Origin of the sequence: Bacteroides caecigallinarum, from assembly GCF_021531075.1 — a bacterium.
GTDB lineage: Bacteria > Bacteroidota > Bacteroidia > Bacteroidales > Bacteroidaceae > Phocaeicola > Phocaeicola caecigallinarum_B.
On sequence record NZ_JADYTJ010000025.1, the window covers coordinates 1 to 18,352 of the forward strand.

Below are 18,352 nucleotides of genomic sequence, written 5' to 3' on the forward strand. Positions count from 1 at the left end.
CTCATAGACACAATCGGTAATCCTGAAATATCATTCATAATAAAGAAATTATCATCCATACCAATAAACGTATTTATTGCATATTCCCCTTCATCAATAGCAGCTATAAGAGATTCTCCCTCACCAAAATTAAATTCCGTACTATTTGAGCTATTTTTATCCACGAAAAAGATTCTCACTGGATAATCAATGTCCAAAATATCACCATTAGAATTCTTATGAAATTTAAAATAAACATTAAACTTATCACTATCACCATCATCCAAAGTATATTTACTGCATGCTACCAAAAGCAATAAAGGCAATAAAGCAATTATAAAAAATATATATCTTTTCATATCGAATATAGATTACTTATAGAATATATAACTGTCAATTAACTTATTATACTATATTGACATTAAAAAAAATAACATGCGCATCGGTATATAGCTTATTTAAAGACATAACCAACTAAAATAAGTATAATTTTGCCAATAGCACAAAACTGTTTACCTTTGCAAAAGATCATTATATATGTAAATATGAATATATTAGGAAAAATTCTATCAGGCTCACTAATCATAATCTACGCTGCGTCTGTTACAGCATGTGGCAGTAGCAAGAAAAGCGATACTACGATTACTAAAGAAGAAGCTGCAAGTGACATACAAGTACCAGTTTTTAATGCCGATAGTGCTTATCATTACGTAAAGTCACAAGTAGATTTTGGTCCTCGTGTTCCGAATTCTGATTCACATAAGAAATGTGGAGATTATCTCGCATCAGAACTTGAACGTTTTGGCGCAAAAGTATATAACCAGTATGCCGATTTGGTAGCGTACGACGGTACATTACTCAAAGCACGCAATATCATAGGTGAGTACAATCCAGAAGCAAAGAAAAGAGTTATACTGTTTGCGCATTGGGACAGTCGTCCATATGCAGACTGCGACGAAGAGAAACATCACCATACTGCCATAGATGGAGCAAACGATGGTGCCAGTGGTGTAGGTGTACTCCTTGAAATTGCCAGACAGATTCAGAAGCAATCCCCTGCAATAGGTATAGATATTGCATTCTTCGATGCCGAAGATTATGGTATTCCCGAATTCTATCAGGGAAACTATAAGGCTGACACATGGTGTCTTGGTTCGCAGTATTGGGGAAGAATACCTCACGTATCAAACTATAAGGCTCGCTACGGAATACTTCTGGATATGGTGGGTGGCAAGAATGCTACTTTCTATTATGAAGGATATTCACAACGCACAGCCAATAATATAATGAAAAAAATCTGGAATGCAGCCCACGAACTTGGCTACAGCAATATTTTCATAAAAGAAAAGGGTGGAGAAATAACCGACGATCATATTTACGTAAACCGTTACAGACAAATTCCTTGTGTAGATATCATTCATTACGACATAAACAGCAATACAGGATTTAATCCTACATGGCATACCATAGACGACACTATGGATAATATAGACCGTACCACCCTACAGGCAGTTGGTCAGACTGTACTCCAAGTAATTTACAATGAAAAATAACATAAAAGTAGAATAACGATGAAAACAATAAACGAACTTCAGGACGAAGTAATAGAAGAATTCAGCGACTTTGATGATTGGATGGACAAGTATCAGCTTTTGATTGATTTAGGAAATGAACAGGAGCCACTTAACCCAGAATACAAAACAGACCAAAACCTCATTGACGGTTGCCAGAGCCGTGTATGGCTACAAGCTGATATGGAAGACGGGAAAATAATATTCCAGGCAGAAAGCGACGCTTTAATAGTGAAAGGTATTATAGCTCTACTTATTAAAGTTGTGTCTGGACATACTCCTGACGAAATATTGGAGTCTGACTTATACTTCATCGAAAAGATTGGACTGAAAGAACACCTTTCGCCTACACGAAGCAACGGACTTCTTGCAATGGTTAAACAGATGCGTATGTACGCATTAGCTTTCAAGGCAAAGAACGCTTGACATAAAGGAAACTTTTACAAAAAAAAGAAAAAGAGTTTAATAGTGCCAACCTTAAAATAATCATCCGCCGCATTATCCGGAATCCCGGTAATACGGCGGATGTGTTTTTTATATCATCTCTTAAAGATTCAGATAACTCTTTGCATTGCAATAGCAGATATCTTCTATCATACCTTTTATTCTTCCCATTTCCGATTCTGGAAGTATTCCGTTCACCACGTCATTACCAATCATATTACACAATATTCTGCGGAAATACTCATGACGAGGATATGAAAGGAACGAACGCGAATCGGTAAGCATACCAACAAAACGGCTCAATAATCCCTGTTCCGACAATGCATTCATCTGGCGTAGCATTCCTCCCATCTGATCGTTGAACCACCATCCTGAACCGAACTGCATCTTACCAGGGACACTACCGTCCTGATAATTAGCTATCATCGCTGCCACCATATCATTCTCGGCAGGATTAATATTATATATAATTGTCTTGGCCAGTTTTCCTTCAGAATTCAGACGGTCGAAAATCTTCACCATAGCCTCTGCACATCTGAAATCACCGATAGTATCAAAGCCTGTATCAGGACCAAGCTTAGCCATCATCTTTGAGTTAGTGTTACGCAAAGGTCCGTAATGATACTGTTGGGTCCATCCGGCCTCGGCATTCATTTCGGAAAGAATAATCAATAAAGCTGTTTGGTATTTTGATTTTTCTTCTTTTGTCAATTCATTTCCACCATATACTTTATCGAATATTGCAGAGATTTCCGACATAGTATAATCTGCAGCAGGTATATCCGCAAGACCGTGGTCGGCTAGTTTACATCCGTGCTCGGCAAAATACTGATGACGTAATTTCAAAGCCTCAACCAAATCGTCAAACTTGGAGATTGTCACACCACTAGCCTGTGAAAGTTTTTCCAGATATGCTCTGTATTCGGCTGCTGTAGTGATGTTCATAGCCTTGTCAGGTCTCCAAGTAGGAAGAACCTTAACTTCGAAACCAGAATCTGCAATCGCCTTATGATACTCAAGTGTATCAATCGGATCGTCAGTAGTACATACAGACTCTACATTATATCTTTTCATCAGTCCGCGAGCCGAGTATTCAGGAGTAGCAAGCAATTCATTACACTTGTCGTATATCCTTTTTGCCGATGCAGGATTCAGGGTTCCACCTATACCGAAAGCTGTCTTCAATTCAAGATGAGTCCAGTGATAAAGCGGATTGCGCAATGTATATGGAACTGTTTCTGCCCATTTCTCAAATTTCTCCCAATCGGAAGTTTCCTTACCTGTGATATACTTTTCATCTACTCCATTAGCACGCATCGCACGCCATTTGTAATGGTCGCCGCCAAGCCATATCTCGGTGATGGAACTGAATTTATAATCATCTGCAATCATCTTCGGATTAAGATGACAGTGATAATCTATGATAGGCATCTTTTCCGCATGTTCATGATACAACATCTTTGCCACATCACTCTGCAGAAGAAAATCTTCGTTTATAAAATCTTTCATATTAATCAATTATCAAATTTCAATTATCTTATATTTCGGAACAAGTATCTTTATCATTATCCAGCTGAACAGATAAGCTACTGAAGCTATAAGGAACACTATCATATAGCCGGCATGAATACCTTCGAATCCCATGAAAGCCATATTCGTTTCCTTTGAATAAGTAAACAGGATACCTGAGCCCTGATTGAACAGCAAGCTGCCGATACCACCAGCCATACCACCGATACCTGTAACTGTTGCCACAGCCGATTTAGGGAACATATCGCTCACTACCGTATAAGTATTGGCACTCCAGCTCTGATGCGCTGCACCTATTATACCGATTATGATAATAGGGAACCAGCAGGATATATTTCCGAGCGGTTGTGCAAAAAGTCCGAGCAATGGGAACAAAGAGAAGATAAGCATAGCACGCATACGTCCTGCGAACGGATTCATACCAAGGCGTGTGATAAACACGGTAGGCAGATAACCGCCAATGATGGAAAGCATTGATATCAAATAAAGAGTAAAGATAAGCAGCATACCCATAGTAGAGTCTGAACTGTATCCGTAAACGTCTTTCACATAAGCAGGTGCCCAGAAAAGGAAGAACCACCACACACCGTCAGGAAGACAACGTCCGAATATAACAGCCCAAGTCTGACGGAAAGTGAAACATTTCCACAAGCTGATACCCTTCTCCTTTTTCTCTTCTGTTGCAGGCTTTGCAGTCTCAGAAGCTTCTGTCAGACGATCCTGCTCGATATATTCCAGCTCAGCCTTGTTTACCTTCTTCTGCTTTGACGGAGTTTCATACATTCTCACCCAAAATCCCATCCAGAAGAAACCTAAAGCACCGATGATAAGGAATGACATTTCCCAACCCATATAACGTGCTATGACAGGAATGGTGAAAGGTGCGAGCAAGGCACCAAGCTGTGCTCCGGCATTGAACACACTGGTTGCGAAAGCACGATCTTTCTTAGGGAAATATTCTGCAGTTACCTTAATGGCACAAGGGAAGTTTCCAGACTCTCCTACTGCCAAAATTGAACGTGCAGCAAGGAAAAGCCATATACTAACAGTCGATACACTCCATATCACCGTTCCTACTGTTTCGGCCGCCTCGATAGCTTCACGCGCTCCTTCGAAAGTGAAAGCCCATGTACCTGTAGATATTCCGGCAGTAAGTATTCCACAGAAAGTGTGAAGACAGGCACCTACAGACCATATACCTATAGCCCACAGATAACCTTTCTTTGTTCCTATTTTATCCACAAACTTTCCTACGAAAAGCATGCTTATCGAATAAAGAATAGAGAAGAATCCGGCAATTGTTCCGTAATTAGCATCAGTCCAATTGAATTCTGGAGCTATAAAGTCCTTCCATGTAAGTGAAAGGACTTGACGGTCCATATAGTTTATCGTTGTGGCAATAAATAACATAAGACATATCGTCCAGCGATAGTTCGTCATTTTCATTCTATTATCTTGTGAATTCATGGCATTATTCATTATCTTTTATACTATTCCGTTTTTCAGTTCATCTTCCACCACAGCCATCATACCTTCCACCTGTCCGAGGGCAAGCATACGTCCGTGGAATGAATATCCTGCGTTGTAACCCTTGTCTTCGTCGCCTAGCATCATACGTCCATGGTCAACACGCATCGGCAATCCCGGGTTTTCCTTTTCGAATATTCTGATAAGGTCAATCAGATGTCCGCGACCAGACAGATGAGTACTTTCAATAAAGTTACCGCCAGGCATAGCCGCTGTACTGCGCAAATGTACGAAGTGTGTACGTTTAGCAAACTTCTTTGCAAGTTCACGTGTATCGTTATGCTCTCCTGCACTCAAAGAACCTGCACAGAAAGTCAGTCCATTGTGAGGATTGTCAACAGCATTGAGGAACCATGCTATATCTTCTTCGTTTGTTACTATACGAGGCAATCCAAGAATCTGGAAAGGAGGATCATCTGGGTGTACACACATATTCACACCATATTCCTCGCATACAGGCATTACAGCAGCAAGGAAGTAACGCATGTTCTCACGCAATGTATCACGGTCAATTCCTTTATAAAGTGAGAGAAGACGCTTAAATATAGCTACAGGGTTCTTGTCACCTTCACGAATATTACCGTTTACGAATCCTTGAGTCTTAACAATGATAGCATCGATAAGCTCATCTTTTTCTGCTTCTGTAATAATCTTGTCAAGTTCTTCCACCTTGCGAAGTTCTTCTTCCGAATAGTCTTTCTCCGCTCCTTTGCGCTGAAGAATCTTTACATCGAAATATGCAAAACGCACCCTGTCGTAGTACAATGAACTTGTACCGTCAGCCCAAGGATGCTGCAAGTCTGTTCTCACCCAGTCAATAACCGGCATGAAATTGTAACATACAGTCTTTACTCCGCATTTACCCAAATTGGCAAGGCTGACTTTATAGTTTTCAATAAGCTGGTCACGTTCAGGACCTGCATATTTGATAGCCTCGCATACAGGAAGACTTTCCACTACCGACCATCTCAATCCGTATGATTCGATATATGATTTCAAATCATTGATAGCCTCAACAGTCCAAATCTCACCGTTTGGAACATCATGCAAGGCTGTTACTATTCCTTCTACTCCTATCTGACGCAGCATGGAAAGAGTAATCTTATCCTTCTTTCCAAACCATCTCCAAGTTTTTTCCATCATAATGTTTACTTTTTTAGTTACGAGTTGACAAGTTAACGAGGTTTAGCTTCGCTGACCGTTGGTTCCATCCGGATGAACCAACGGTCAGCGGAGCTAAAGCCTTGTTTCCTTGTAACTGAAGCCTTGCCAACTAAATATAATTATACTCCACTGAATGCACTGAATCCACCGTCGATAGCCAATGTTGCACCAGTAATAAAGCTTGCAGCATCACTGCAAAGGAACTGTACAGACCCGTTAAGTTCCGAAATATCCCCAAAACGTCTCATAGGAGTCTTGGCAATAACCTTCTGACTGCGTTCAGTAAGCGAACCGTCTGGATTAATAAGGATAGCACGGTTCTGATTTCCGATAAAGAATCCCGGAGCAATTGCATTTACACGGATCTTTTCGCTAAACTTGATAGCCATTTCCTGTGCAAGCCAACGAGTAAAGTTTTCTACAGCACTCTTAGCCATAGAATATCCAGGTACGCGAGTGATAGACTCGTATGCAGCCATTGAAGATACATTTACGATAGCTCCACTCTGTTGTTTAGCCATGATTTCACCAAATACCAGACATGGATAAACAGTTCCATAAAGGTTTAGGTCTACCACTTTATTAAGGTCTTCCACTTTCATGTCGAATATATTCTGGTCAACAGTCAATGTACCTCCAGGAATATTACCACCGGCAGCATTGATAAGGAAGTCTACACGTCCCCATTTTGAAAGCACTGTATCTTTTACAGAACGAAGGCTCTCTATATCAAGCACATTACATACAGTACCTGCAACATCTTCGCTTATAGTTTTCAAGCGTTCCAACGCAGCATCTACTCTGTCCTGATGCGCACCAATAATTATAACTTTAGTTCCGGCCTTCAACAAACCTTCAGCTATATTACTTCCCAAAACGCCGGAACCACCTGTCACAACGGCTACCTTTCCGGTAATATCAAACATGTTGTTCATATATATAAGTTTTAAATTTTTCCAAACGCAAAAATACTACAGAAAGACATATATGGATATACATAATTTTGCAAGATATTTACGTATATTTGCACCTAGAACAAATCTTATAATATACAATGAAAAAGATATTAAACGAGCAGTTATACATATCAGATTCAAATCCGATAAAAGCAAGGTCATATAATTACAAATCATTTACTTACCCGTGGCATTTTCACGGAGAATACGAAATGTTATATGTAGAAAAAGGATATGGACAATGTATAATAGGTGACAGTATTATAGATTATTCGGACGAAACTCTATTACTGTTTGGGTCAGCACTGCCACATTGTATGAAAAATCCTCCTGAATATGATAAAGACGATAATTTAAGAGTTAATGGGACAATAATACAATTCGAAAAAGATTTCATGCAATATTCATTTACTCACTATGTACAATTCATAAATATAAATACACTTCTAAATGAATCAAACCGAGGCCTAAAAATATCAGTAAAAAACAAACAGGAAATTTCATTATTGTTAAAACAAATACCGGGAGCAGAAGGAATGGAACAGATAATACTTTTTCTTAGGTTACTACAAGAACTTTCGTTGATTAAAAAAAGAGAATTTGCGGCATCTCCAAACTATAATCCTGTACCTGCAGAATTCAAAAATAAAAAAATAGAAAAAGTTGTAGCATATATCAACAAGAGATATACAGATAATATAACATTAGATGAGATATCATCATACGCAGCTATGAATCCGTCTGCCTTTTGCAGATATTTCAAAGACAATACAGGAAAAACACTAAAACAATATATTACAGACATGAGAATCGGTTACGCCTGCAAACTTTTGGCAGACGACCGTCTTAATATTTCAGAAATAAGTATAGAATGCGGCTTCGACTCTGCTGTACATTTCAACAGATGTTTTAAAAGTGTCACCAGTGTTACTCCTACTGAATACCGCAAAAAAATTTTAGAACTATAATATTCAATCCTGCCAATACGTTTAACCCAGATTTATATTGTAACCAAGTTAGTCATGACTTACCAAAATCATTCAACCATTTCAACGTAACATTACAACACGTCGCAAGATGAGTTGTTTATACTGTCTTTTCATATCTTCAGGCAAAAAAGAATTATCTATCAATTCGAACCACTTAGGCAATGCACGGCTAAAACGGCGAGCCAGATTTTCTATTACCTTTTCATCAACACCAGATGCTGTAATTGCTTTGTAAAAATCAACCTTACGCAAACGGCTCTTCTTACCATTAAGAGTAAGGGCAAGCTCCTCTGTATCTTCCGGCATAACAAGAGTCGTTGAAAGCATATCGTATGCCGGCGTAAGTGTATATCCACCCATCTGATTATAAAGGGAGAAATTCTTAAGATGCATATCTGCATTACCGGTTATCCAACAGAATACCACAACTTCCCAAAAATTTATCACATCAAGCTGTGGCGCAGAAGAATAGCGACGTATAAGTTTGGCTATTTGTTCATACGAGCCTTTGTATTTATATTCGGTAAGTCTTTCGGATAGCTGACACATATCTTCCATTGCTATCTTATGGCCATCAGATTGGCGGTCTATACGCCTAGTGATATAACACAGTTCTCCATCGCTGAAACGTATCAGACTATGAGGAACCACATTAATTTTAGCAGCTTCAGCCAAATGCATAGTAACATCCTCCAATTCAGGTAAGGCACGATACGAATGAGTCTGAGGCTTTAATATAAATCGTCCCCAAAGCCCAACAATAGTAAAACGGTCAGGCTCATTACGCCCACCACGATTAATATCAAGCGATAATTTGGCCTGAACTCCTGTAAGAGTTGTCTGACTGCGCACAACCTGACGAGCCAAATCTCCTAATTGAGCACGTACATATGGCAAATCCGGTGCTGTTCGTGTTCCAAAAAATTTCCTGGCACATGCAGGATGGAAGTCCTTTATTCCTTCAGGCAATTCTTTATAGCAATACAGACATCGGCTCATAATTTATCCTCCTCTATTTCGTCATCAGGTACTACACTTACAGCTCCTATACAGTCTTTACAACAAGCCAAGAGAAGAGACATACGGTCTCTCTGGTTTATTTTCCAACTTCGTTCTGCAATATCAAGCAGCCATCCTTCTGGTATCAGACCGTCAAAGAACGGAAATAATACCATATCATGATATGGTTTGTCAACAAGAGGAAGCGTCAAGCTGACTGCCGCTGCATCCGGCTGCTTCAGGAACCCAGCATCGTATGTAAAGGTGAAGCCATTTTCATCTTCCACCAATCTGCCTGCCAACCGGTCATGCAGAAACACTTTTGCACGCTTCATAACTTATTTCTCCATTGTTTTGGTACTCAATTCCACAGGCCCTACCTGACGCCCGAAAAGACTGAGTACCTGATTTACCTTATCCATACGCAAGGTTTGTTTACCTTGCTCCAAATCACGAACAAAGCGCAATCCGACTCCAGACTTGTCAGCTAAATCAACCTGAGTCAATCCGAACTGCCGACGCATCTCCTTTACAAAATCCGCTATTACTGTATATTCCATATTTATACCCTTTCGGGTACAAATATAATAATATATTCAAGCAATTATACCTTTTAGGGTATAATTTTGCATTCAAAATTATTTTTTATACCCAAACGGGTATAAGAAGTAAAGTATTTATAAAAACTACACAGCCAAAGTTAGTTTTGCAAGGTAGTCATAATGTTCTCCACTATATACAAGCTCTGCCTTGAAACCAAATTGAGATGCATAAAACTCTAATGTCCCATAATCTATATACAGCCACTTGAATGTTTCACCTTTTATCTGCTTATATTGCATACAGAATTCTATCTCGCCATAATAATCGGCTGCCAAATCAATAAGCATACTTCCATCCTCATCTTCAAACAGATACTTCAAGTCACTTGAATCCATCAGAATACAGCCATCAGGGTTCAACAGTTCCTTCATACGTGTAAAGAAAGTTTCCATATTCTCCAACGAGCCAATTATTCCGGAACCATTCATCAGCATCAATATAGTGTCATAAGTCCCAACCAACGATGTGTCAAAAAGATTTACACAGCGGGCATTCACACCACTCTCTTCCATTACTTTAACCGACAAAGGAGATATATCTATAGCTTCTACATCCTTACCCATGTCTTGTAAAGCAACTGAGTGACATCCACTTCCTGCACCTACATCCAGGATTTTACCGTGTGCCATATCAAGAGCCATTCTTTCCAATTCAGGCATTTCATCATATTCGCGAAACAACGTTTCTACAGGAATTTCATCTTCATCAAACTGAGGCGAGAAAACTCTAAGTCTACCGGCATGTCCTTTGCTGAAGTAATCATATATGGCATTTCCCATAGGGTCCTTACCTGTTTCAAGCAATCCGTTATTCATATACATTATTAATATTATACTTCAGCACAAAGTTACAAAAAACTTATACATATACCGTCAATATGATTATTTATGCATAGTTTTCACATTTTTTACGAATAATCATATAAAAAACTTCGTATTTATGCATGAATTTAAATAAATAGCTGTATATTTGCGGCCAATACAGAATAATTATACAATGAAAAGTAAAAGTACAAGGCTTGATGCCATTAAAATGATTATCTCCGTAAAGGAAATCGGAAGCCAGGACGAACTTCTTCAGGAACTTACCAAAGAAGGGTTTAGCCTGACACAAGCTACGTTGTCTAGAGACTTGAAGCAGCTAAAAGTGGCAAAAGCCGCCAGCATGAACGGCAACTATGTTTACGTACTTCCGAACAACACCATGTATAAGCGCATGGCTAATCCACCAGGAGCCACCGAAATGATGCGTCACAACGGGTTCATGGGAATAGAATTCTCAGGCAATATAGCTGTAATCAAGACAAGACCAGGATATGCCAGTAGTTTGGCATACGACATTGACGATCACAACTTTGACGAAATTATAGGTACTATTGCAGGTGATGACACTATAATGTTGGTAATCAGAGAAGGATACTCCCGACAGAGTGTAACTGATACACTCAGACAAATTATTCCGAATATAAACTAAAAACAAGATAACATAAAAAGCTGAAGGAAACAACATACGAAAAAGATGGAAAAAGAAAAACAAATAGACGTAATGGTGGCAGATGCTTCACACGAAAAATATGTGGATTATATTCTTGACACCATAAGAGAAGCAGCCAAAGTACGCGGAACAGGTATTGCAGAACGTACTCATGAATACGTAGCCACAAAAATGAAAGAAGGTAAAGCTATTATAGCACTGTGCGGAGATGACCTTGCAGGATTTACCTATATCGAATCATGGGGAAACAAGCAATATGTTGCCACATCCGGACTTATAGTTCACCCTAAGTATCGTGGATTAGGCCTTGCCAAAAGAATCAAACACGCATCATTCACTTTAGCAAGACTAAGATGGCCTAAAGCAAAGATTTTCAGTCTTACTTCAGGAGCTGCTGTAATGAAAATGAATACAGAACTTGGATACGTTCCGGTAACATTCAATGAACTTACCGACGATGAAGCATTCTGGAAAGGTTGCGAAGGTTGTATCAATCATGAGATTCTGATGGCTAAGAACAGAAAATTCTGTATCTGTACTGCCATGTTATACGATCCTGCGTTACATCAGGACGACAAAGTAAATAATTTCTAAAAACTCAAAACTCACATACATATATGGAAAAGAAAAAAGTAGTTGTGGCATTCAGTGGCGGTCTTGACACATCTTTCACTGTAATGTATCTGGCAAAAGAAAAAGGATATGAAGTATATGCGGCTTGTGCCAACACCGGAGGTTTCAGCCCTGAACAATTGAAACAGAATGAAGAAAATGCATACAAGCTTGGAGCTGTTAAATATGTGACTCTTGACGTTACACAGGAATACTACGAAAAGAGTTTGAAATATATGGTATTCGGAAACGTACTCCGTAACGGTACATACCCTATTTCCGTTAGTTCGGAACGTATCTTCCAGGCACTTGCCATAGCACGCTACGCAAACGAAATCGGTGCGCACGCTATAGCACACGGTTCAACAGGAGCAGGTAACGACCAAGTTCGTTTCGACATGACTTTCCTTGTTATGGCTCCGGGTGTGGAAATAATCACCCTTACACGCGATATGGCTCTGAGCCGTGAATACGAAATCAACTACCTTAAAGAACATGGTTTCGAAGCAGACTTCACAAAACTGAAATACTCTTACAATGTAGGTATTTGGGGAACATCTATCTGTGGTGGAGAAATTCTGGACTCAACTCAAGGATTGCCTGAAAGCGCATATCTGAAGCAGGTAAAAAAGACAGGTTCTGAAGAACTCAGACTTGAATTCAAGAACGGTGAGATCTGCGCTGTAAACGGCGAACAGTTCGAAGACAAGATAAAAGCTATCCAGAAGATAGAAGAAATAGGTGCAGCTTACGGTATCGGTCGCGATATGCACGTAGGTGATACAATTATCGGTATCAAGGGACGTGTAGGATTCGAAGCTGCAGCTCCTATGCTTATCATCGGTGCACACAAGTTCCTCGAAAAATACACTTTGAGCAAATGGCAGCAGTACTGGAAGGATCAGGTTGCCAACTGGTATGGTATGTTCCTTCACGAAAGCCAGTATCTGGAACCTGTTATGCGCGACATCGAAGCTATGCTTACTGAAAGCCAGCGTAACGTAAACGGTACAGTTATTCTGGAATTGCGTCCTTACTGCTTCTCAACTGTAGGTGTTGATTCTAAAGACGACCTCGTAAAGAATAAGTTCGGCGAATACGGTGAAATGCAGAAAGGCTGGACTGCAGATGATGCAAAAGGATTCATCAAGGTTCTTTCTACTCCGCTCAGAGCTTATTATGCTAACCATAAAGACGAGGCGGACGTATGATAAAAGTAGGAATTATAGGTGGTGCAGGATATACGGCAGGCGAACTTATTCGTCTGCTTATCAACCATCCTGAAGTAGAGATAGTATTTATCAACAGTTCCAGCAACGCCGGAAACAAGATTACAGATGTTCACGAAGGTCTGTACGGCGAAACTGAACTTACATTTACAGACGAACTTCCATTAGACAAGATAGACGTTCTCTTCTTCTGTACAGCTCACGGCGATACAAAGAAGTTCATGGACAGCCACAACGTACCTGAAGACTTGAAGATAATCGACCTCTCAATGGATTATCGTATAAAGAGCGACGACCATGATTTCATCTACGGATTACCGGAACTGAACAGACGCGCAATATGTCATAGCAAGCATGTAGCCAATCCTGGATGTTTTGCCACTTGTATCCAGTTGGGACTTCTGCCTTTAGCAAAGAACCTGCTGCTCAACGGAGACGTAATGGTTAATGCCATCACAGGAAGTACAGGTGCCGGAGTAAAACCGGGAGCTACCAGTCACTTCAGCTGGCGTAACAACAACATGAGCATATACAAGCCATTCCAGCATCAGCATGTTCCTGAAATCAAGCAGTCACTCTGCCAGCTCCAGAACAGTTTCGATTCTGATATAGATTTCATTCCTTACCGTGGTGACTTTGCACGAGGAATCTTCGCTACTATTGTAGTAAAGACAAAAGTGGAACTTGCAGAATTGGTAAAGATGTATGAAGATTATTATGCAGAAGATTCTTTTGTACATATAGTAGAAAAGAACATTGATCTAAAACAGGTTGTAAACACAAACAAGTGTCTGATCCATCTGGAGAAACATGGCGACAAGCTGCTCATCATATCATGCATCGACAATCTGCTGAAAGGTGCAAGCGGTCAGGCCGTGCATAACATGAACCTGATGTTCAACCTTGAAGAAACAGTGGGACTGAAGCTGAAGCCAAGCGCGTTTTAATATTAGTTGTTAGTTTTTAGTTGTTGGTTATTAGTTCAAACGGCCAACAGTTAAAATCTAAAGACTAAAGTCTAACAACTAAAAACTAATAGCTAAAAAGTCTAACAACTAAAAACTAAAAAAAATGACCCTCTTCGACGTATATCCGCTTTTCGACGTAAACATTGTGAAAGGCAAAGGCTGTCACGTGTGGGACGCGAAAGGCAATGAATATCTTGACCTGTACGGAGGACATGCCGTTATCTCAATAGGACATGCTCATCCGCACTATGTAGAAGCCGTAAGCAATCAGGTTGCAAAATTAGGTTTCTATTCAAATTCTGTAATCAACACACTACAGAAAGACCTTGCTGAAAAGCTTGGAGCAATGTGTGGCTACGACGATTACCAGTTATTTCTTATCAACTCAGGTGCCGAGGCCAACGAAAATGCCTTGAAACTGGCTTCTTTCTACAACGGTCGCACCAAAGTTGTTTCCTTTGCAAAAGCATTCCACGGACGTACTTCTCTGGCTGTAGAAGTAACAAATAATCCTAAAATCATAGCTCCTATAAACGATAACGGACATGTAACATATCTTCCTCTGAACGATACAGAAGCTGTAAAAGCAGAACTATCAAAGGGTGATGTATGTGCTGTTATCATCGAAGGTATACAGGGAGTTGGCGGTATTCAGGTACCAAATGCAGATTTCCTTAAAGAAGTCCGTCGTATGTGCGATGAGACAAACACCGTACTTATCCTCGACGAAATACAATCGGGTTACGGAAGAAGCGGTAAGTTCTTCGCTCACCAGTATATGGACATAAAGCCTGATATGATTACTGTGGCAAAAGGTATTGCAAACGGATTCCCAATGGCAGCCGTACTTATCAGTCCTAAGTTCACCCCGGTATACGGACAGCTCGGTACCACATTCGGAGGTAATCATCTGGGATGTGCTGCAGCAATAGCCGTTCTTGATGTAATGAAGGAAGAAAACCTTATCGAAAATGCTGCTAAAGTAGGTGCACACCTTATGGAAGAGCTTAAATCCTTCAAGGGAATAAAGGAACTTCGCGGACTGGGATTAATGATTGGTATGGAGTTTGAAGAGCCTATAAAGGAAATCCGCAGCAAACTTCTTTTCGAACAGAAAGTGTTTACCGGTGTCAGCGGAACTAATGTCATCCGTCTGTTGCCTCCTCTTTGCCTGAGTATGGCAGAAGCTGACGACTTTCTGGAAAGACTTCACAATGTAATTAAATAAGTTAACAAGGCTTAGATACTAGGGACTAGTACCTAGTATCTAAGAAAAACCTAGTCAACTAGTACCTAGTATCTTAGAAAAAAAAGTATGAAAATAGCAATTATAGGTGCCGGAAATATGGGTGGTGCCATAGCTCGCGGTCTGGCACACGGACAGTACATTGATGCAAGCAGCATCACAGTTTCAAATCCAAGTAACGCTAAGCTAGAGAAACTGAAAGAAGAATATCCTGGCATCAACATAACCAACAACAATAAGGAAGCAGCCGATGGAGCTGATATCGTAATTCTTGCCGTAAAACCGTGGAAGATGGAAGAAGTGCTCAAGCCTTTACGCTTGCGACAGCCACAGATTTTAGTATCTGTTGCAGCAGGGCTGACTTTCGAGGATCTTGCCCATTTTGTTGATCCGGAAATGCCTATCTTCCGTGTTATTCCTAACACCGCTATTGCCATAAACGAAAGTCTGACACTCGTCGCATCAAGAAATGCTTCTGATGAACAGACAGACATGATGATCAAGTTATTCAACGAAATGGGAGTTGCCATATTGATAGAAGAAAAGCTTTTCCCTGCCGGTACTTCACTCACTTCATGCGGAATAGCTTATGTGCTAAAATATGTACAGGCAGCCATGCAGGCGGGTATAGAACTAGGTTTCAAGCCTCAAGACGCTAAAAAGATGATTGCACAGACAATGCTTGGTGCTGCACAGATTCTCCTGAAGAATGAGACTTCACATCCGACCACTGAAATCGAGAAGGTCACTACTCCAGGTGGTATAACCATCAAGGGACTCAACCGTCTCGAACACGACGGATTTACATCAGCCGTTATAAATGCTATAAAAGAAAGTTGTATCTGAAAATAACTTGATATATATCAATACACCATATTATAAGAATGACGTAACTTTGCAGCCGAAAAAATTAAAAGCGAAGTGGATAAAGTTATTCAACAGACAAATATCAAAAGGGGACTTACCAAACTGGTGGTCCCTATTTTTATAGAGACGCTCCTTATAATGATGTTGGGAGCCATAGATACTATCATGTTGAGCCAATACTCAGACGAGAGTGTGGCAGCAGTAGGCGTAGTCAATCAGATAGTAATGTTCGCATTCCTCATTTTCGAGGTTATAAATATAGGAACATCGGTACTTTGTTCGCAGTATCTGGGAGCCAAACTACAGCAGAAGATGATACAGGTGGTAGGCGTATCGCTATTGTTAAACCTCGTTGTAGGTCTTCTGGTCAGTGCTATACTGTATTTCGGAGCAGTAACTCTACTCAACTGGATGGGACTCCGTCCGGAGCTTCTTCAATATGGTATAGGATACATGGAAATAGTAGGCGCTTTTGCTTTCTTCCAGGCTATATCTCTCACCATATCCGCTTCCCTCCGTAGTGCAAACAAGGCTATATATCCTATGCTTGTCACTGTTCTGGTGAATATCATGAACATCATTGGTAACTATATACTGATTTTCGGTAAGTTCGGTTTTCCGGCTATGGGAGCCGAAGGTGCTGCAATCTCCACATCTATCGCACGTGGAGTAAGTATGGTGGTATTGTTCGTGATACTTTTCAGAAAGCACATATCCAGATTTCCACTTGCCTTGTTCAGGCCATTCCCCTGGATTGAACTTAAAAATCTGCTAAAAATAGGAATACCGTCAGCCGGAGAAAACATGTCATACAGTTTCTCACAGGTAGTCATAACTTATCTGATAAATATCTTGGGAAACAATGCACTTGCCACACGTACATACACCGTAAACATTGTTATGTTCGTTTATCTGTTTGCGATAGCAATGGCACAAGGTGGTGCCATAAGTATCGGACATCTTGTGGGACAAAACAAGATACGTGCAGCATATCTGCTTGGTAAATTTGTCATGCGAATATCAATTCTCGTCTCACTTATCCTCTCATGTATATGGGCTGTATGCGGTCATGCCATATTCAGTATGCTCACAGATAATGAAGAAATAATAAAACTGGGAGTTACCATACTAATGATAGATGTACTGGTTGAAATAGGAAGGACTGTAAACATCTATGCTACCAATGCCCTCCGCTCTGCCGGCGATGTGAACTTCCCGTTCTATCTTGGCGTCGTAGTACAATGGAGTGTCTCAGTAGGATTAAGCTACATGCTTGGAATATACTGGGGATGGGGACTTGTAGGAATGTGGGTAGCCTTCCTTTTAGACGAAAACATACGAGCGGCAGTATTCGTCAAAAGATGGAACAGCATGAAGTGGGCCAAGAAAAGTTTTACAAGAAATCGGTCTTGAATTTGCGTAGCTGTGCCCTGAGCTGATGGGAAGCACCATCGGTCATGCTGTCAAGAAGTTTCCAGAAACCGGGCCCATGATTCATCTCCTTGGTATGGGCTAGCTCATGCAGAATAACATAGTCCATCAGATGAACAGGCAGTAGCATAAGATAGCAGGAAAGACTTATTGTTCCTCTTGAAGTACAGCTTCCCCAACGCGACTTTGCTCCTGTTATTCTCACTTTGCGATATGTCATTCCATATTTTTCAGCCCAAAATTTCAGTAAAGGCGGAAGGAACTCTTCTGCGCTCTTCTTCATGGCACGCACAATGGCTGCATTCAGCAGTTTCTGTGTCTGTGGAGAATTAAAGTCGACATTCTGAGGACAAAGAATTTTCATTACCCCTTCCTCTTCACGACGAACGGAAAAACATTTCATTCCTCCTATCCCAACGGTAAGTTTAAAACATGGGGCATCAATCGAAAATCCGTCTGTAATAGTCTTTGGAGATGCCTTGGTAAAAGAAGCAAGCAGTTTCGGCCTGTAGTCGGCAATTACCAGCATAATACGGTCTGTTTTCGTAAATGGTGGGACAGTGACATAAAGTCCATCCTTCTTTACACGCATTGATATGTTTCTGGCATTTATGCGTGTACCTATCACTATTTTTCCGAAATCATCATCCGGAATTATTCGTTTACTCAATTAATAATTAAAAATTAAAAGTTAAAAATTGGATATATCAACTAAGAATTAAAGTAAGTCGGGTAAGCTAATG

At 40.3% G+C, this 18,352-nt stretch carries 19 protein-coding genes and 1 pseudogene; 10 read left to right on the forward strand and 10 right to left on the reverse strand.

Features of this window, described 5'->3' with window-relative positions; all coding sequences use genetic code 11:
* Nucleotides 1-338: hypothetical protein (locus I6E11_RS08155; RefSeq protein ID WP_235337577.1), on the reverse strand; the 338-nt coding region annotated here is incomplete at its 3' end.
* A 186-nt stretch (nt 339-524) separates the two neighbouring features.
* Between I6E11_RS08155 and I6E11_RS08160 the strand changes: the two genes are divergently transcribed.
* Both I6E11_RS08160 and I6E11_RS08165 read left to right on the forward strand, forming a co-directional pair.
* Entirely contained in the window at nt 525-1,532 is a 1,008-nt protein-coding gene (locus I6E11_RS08160) for a M20 family metallopeptidase (protein WP_235337578.1), read from the forward strand.
* A gap of 18 nt (nt 1,533-1,550) precedes the next feature.
* A complete protein-coding gene (locus I6E11_RS08165) occupies nt 1,551-1,976 on the forward strand; it encodes a SufE family protein (protein ID WP_204390482.1) in 426 nt (141 codons plus the stop codon).
* Between the two features lie 120 nt (nt 1,977-2,096).
* Here the strand turns inward: I6E11_RS08165 and uxaC are convergent, their stop codons facing one another.
* The 4 genes from uxaC to I6E11_RS08185 all read right to left on the reverse strand — a co-directional run bounded on the left by uxaC (nt 2,097) and on the right by I6E11_RS08185 (nt 7,150).
* Nucleotides 2,097-3,503, reverse strand: a complete 1,407-nt coding sequence (uxaC, locus tag I6E11_RS08170) for a glucuronate isomerase (protein ID WP_235337579.1) — start codon at nt 3,501-3,503, stop codon at nt 2,097-2,099.
* 12 nt (nt 3,504-3,515) lie between these two features.
* A complete protein-coding gene (locus tag I6E11_RS08175; protein ID WP_235337580.1) occupies nt 3,516-4,991 on the reverse strand; it encodes an MFS transporter in 1,476 nt (491 codons plus the stop codon).
* An 18-nt stretch (nt 4,992-5,009) separates the two neighbouring features.
* On the reverse strand, nt 5,010-6,194 hold the full coding sequence (gene uxuA, locus I6E11_RS08180) for a mannonate dehydratase (protein WP_235337581.1): 1,185 nt from the start codon (nt 6,192-6,194) through the stop codon (nt 5,010-5,012).
* A 140-nt stretch (nt 6,195-6,334) separates the two neighbouring features.
* Nucleotides 6,335-7,150, reverse strand: coding sequence for an SDR family oxidoreductase (locus tag I6E11_RS08185; protein WP_235337582.1), 816 nt, complete (start codon nt 7,148-7,150; stop codon nt 6,335-6,337).
* A 119-nt stretch (nt 7,151-7,269) separates the two neighbouring features.
* Between I6E11_RS08185 and I6E11_RS08190 the strand changes: the two genes are divergently transcribed.
* Nucleotides 7,270-8,139 carry an AraC family transcriptional regulator gene (locus tag I6E11_RS08190; protein WP_235337583.1) on the forward strand — a complete coding sequence of 290 codons (870 nt, stop codon included), beginning with the start codon at nt 7,270-7,272 and terminating at the stop codon, nt 8,137-8,139.
* A gap of 81 nt (nt 8,140-8,220) precedes the next feature.
* Here I6E11_RS08190 and I6E11_RS08195 read toward each other — a convergent pair whose 3' ends face one another.
* The 4 genes from I6E11_RS08195 to I6E11_RS08210 form a co-directional block, all read right to left on the reverse strand.
* Entirely contained in the window at nt 8,221-9,159 is a 939-nt protein-coding gene (locus tag I6E11_RS08195; RefSeq protein WP_235337584.1) for a HipA domain-containing protein, read from the reverse strand.
* Complete coding sequence (locus I6E11_RS08200) at nt 9,156-9,494, reverse strand: HipA N-terminal domain-containing protein (protein WP_235337586.1); 339 nt, start codon at nt 9,492-9,494, stop codon at nt 9,156-9,158. Before I6E11_RS08200 ends, I6E11_RS08195 begins: the two co-directional genes overlap by 4 nt.
* Before the next feature lie 3 nt (nt 9,495-9,497).
* Nucleotides 9,498-9,719, reverse strand: a complete 222-nt coding sequence (locus I6E11_RS08205) for a helix-turn-helix transcriptional regulator (RefSeq protein ID WP_235337588.1) — start codon at nt 9,717-9,719, stop codon at nt 9,498-9,500.
* Between the two features lie 126 nt (nt 9,720-9,845).
* Complete coding sequence (locus tag I6E11_RS08210) at nt 9,846-10,577, reverse strand: class I SAM-dependent methyltransferase (protein WP_235337590.1); 732 nt, start codon at nt 10,575-10,577, stop codon at nt 9,846-9,848.
* A 181-nt stretch (nt 10,578-10,758) separates the two neighbouring features.
* Between I6E11_RS08210 and I6E11_RS08215 the strand changes: the two genes are divergently transcribed.
* The 7 genes and pseudogenes from I6E11_RS08215 (at nt 10,759) to I6E11_RS08245 (ending at nt 17,591) form a co-directional block, all read left to right on the forward strand.
* On the forward strand, nt 10,759-11,235 hold the full coding sequence (locus tag I6E11_RS08215; protein ID WP_235337592.1) for an arginine repressor: 477 nt from the start codon (nt 10,759-10,761) through the stop codon (nt 11,233-11,235).
* A 45-nt stretch (nt 11,236-11,280) separates the two neighbouring features.
* Entirely contained in the window at nt 11,281-11,850 is a 570-nt protein-coding gene (locus I6E11_RS08220; RefSeq protein ID WP_204391365.1) for a GNAT family N-acetyltransferase, read from the forward strand.
* Between the two features lie 23 nt (nt 11,851-11,873).
* Nucleotides 11,874-13,079 (forward strand): argininosuccinate synthase, encoded by a 1,206-nt coding sequence (locus I6E11_RS08225; RefSeq protein ID WP_235337594.1) that lies wholly within the window; start codon nt 11,874-11,876, stop codon nt 13,077-13,079.
* Complete coding sequence (gene argC, locus I6E11_RS08230; RefSeq protein ID WP_235337595.1) at nt 13,076-14,044, forward strand: N-acetyl-gamma-glutamyl-phosphate reductase; 969 nt, start codon at nt 13,076-13,078, stop codon at nt 14,042-14,044. Before I6E11_RS08225 ends, argC begins: the two co-directional genes overlap by 4 nt.
* A gap of 124 nt (nt 14,045-14,168) precedes the next feature.
* Nucleotides 14,169-15,293: an aspartate aminotransferase family protein gene (locus I6E11_RS08235; RefSeq protein ID WP_235337596.1), complete on the forward strand. Its 1,125-nt coding sequence runs from the start codon at nt 14,169-14,171 to the stop codon at nt 15,291-15,293.
* A gap of 84 nt (nt 15,294-15,377) precedes the next feature.
* Nucleotides 15,378-16,157, forward strand: a pseudogene (gene proC / locus I6E11_RS08240) (pyrroline-5-carboxylate reductase); the annotation flags it as partial.
* 75 nt (nt 16,158-16,232) lie between these two features.
* On the forward strand, nt 16,233-17,591 hold the full coding sequence (locus I6E11_RS08245) for an MATE family efflux transporter (protein ID WP_235337598.1): 1,359 nt from the start codon (nt 16,233-16,235) through the stop codon (nt 17,589-17,591).
* On the opposite strand, the gene I6E11_RS08250 is transcribed toward I6E11_RS08245, so the two are convergent.
* On the reverse strand, nt 17,572-18,279 hold the full coding sequence (locus I6E11_RS08250; RefSeq protein WP_235337599.1) for a M48 family metallopeptidase: 708 nt from the start codon (nt 18,277-18,279) through the stop codon (nt 17,572-17,574). The genes I6E11_RS08245 and I6E11_RS08250 overlap by 20 nt on opposite strands.
* Nucleotides 18,280-18,352 lie beyond the last annotated feature (73 nt).

Coding starts and splice junctions, on each gene's coding strand:
- I6E11_RS08160 (WP_235337578.1), top strand. CDS start 525: ATGAATATATTAGGAAAAATTCTATCAGGCTCACTAATCATAATCTAC.
- I6E11_RS08165 (WP_204390482.1), top strand. CDS start 1,551: ATGAAAACAATAAACGAACTTCAGGACGAAGTAATAGAAGAATTCAGC.
- uxaC (WP_235337579.1), bottom strand. CDS start 3,503: ATGAAAGATTTTATAAACGAAGATTTTCTTCTGCAGAGTGATGTGGCA.
- I6E11_RS08175 (WP_235337580.1), bottom strand. CDS start 4,991: ATGAATTCACAAGATAATAGAATGAAAATGACGAACTATCGCTGGACG.
- uxuA (WP_235337581.1), bottom strand. CDS start 6,194: ATGATGGAAAAAACTTGGAGATGGTTTGGAAAGAAGGATAAGATTACT.
- I6E11_RS08185 (WP_235337582.1), bottom strand. CDS start 7,150: ATGAACAACATGTTTGATATTACCGGAAAGGTAGCCGTTGTGACAGGT.
- I6E11_RS08190 (WP_235337583.1), top strand. CDS start 7,270: ATGAAAAAGATATTAAACGAGCAGTTATACATATCAGATTCAAATCCG.
- I6E11_RS08195 (WP_235337584.1), bottom strand. CDS start 9,159: ATGAGCCGATGTCTGTATTGCTATAAAGAATTGCCTGAAGGAATAAAG.
- I6E11_RS08200 (WP_235337586.1), bottom strand. CDS start 9,494: ATGAAGCGTGCAAAAGTGTTTCTGCATGACCGGTTGGCAGGCAGATTG.
- I6E11_RS08205 (WP_235337588.1), bottom strand. CDS start 9,719: ATGGAATATACAGTAATAGCGGATTTTGTAAAGGAGATGCGTCGGCAG.
- I6E11_RS08210 (WP_235337590.1), bottom strand. CDS start 10,577: ATGAATAACGGATTGCTTGAAACAGGTAAGGACCCTATGGGAAATGCC.
- I6E11_RS08215 (WP_235337592.1), top strand. CDS start 10,759: ATGAAAAGTAAAAGTACAAGGCTTGATGCCATTAAAATGATTATCTCC.
- I6E11_RS08220 (WP_204391365.1), top strand. CDS start 11,281: ATGGAAAAAGAAAAACAAATAGACGTAATGGTGGCAGATGCTTCACAC.
- I6E11_RS08225 (WP_235337594.1), top strand. CDS start 11,874: ATGGAAAAGAAAAAAGTAGTTGTGGCATTCAGTGGCGGTCTTGACACA.
- argC (WP_235337595.1), top strand. CDS start 13,076: ATGATAAAAGTAGGAATTATAGGTGGTGCAGGATATACGGCAGGCGAA.
- I6E11_RS08235 (WP_235337596.1), top strand. CDS start 14,169: ATGACCCTCTTCGACGTATATCCGCTTTTCGACGTAAACATTGTGAAA.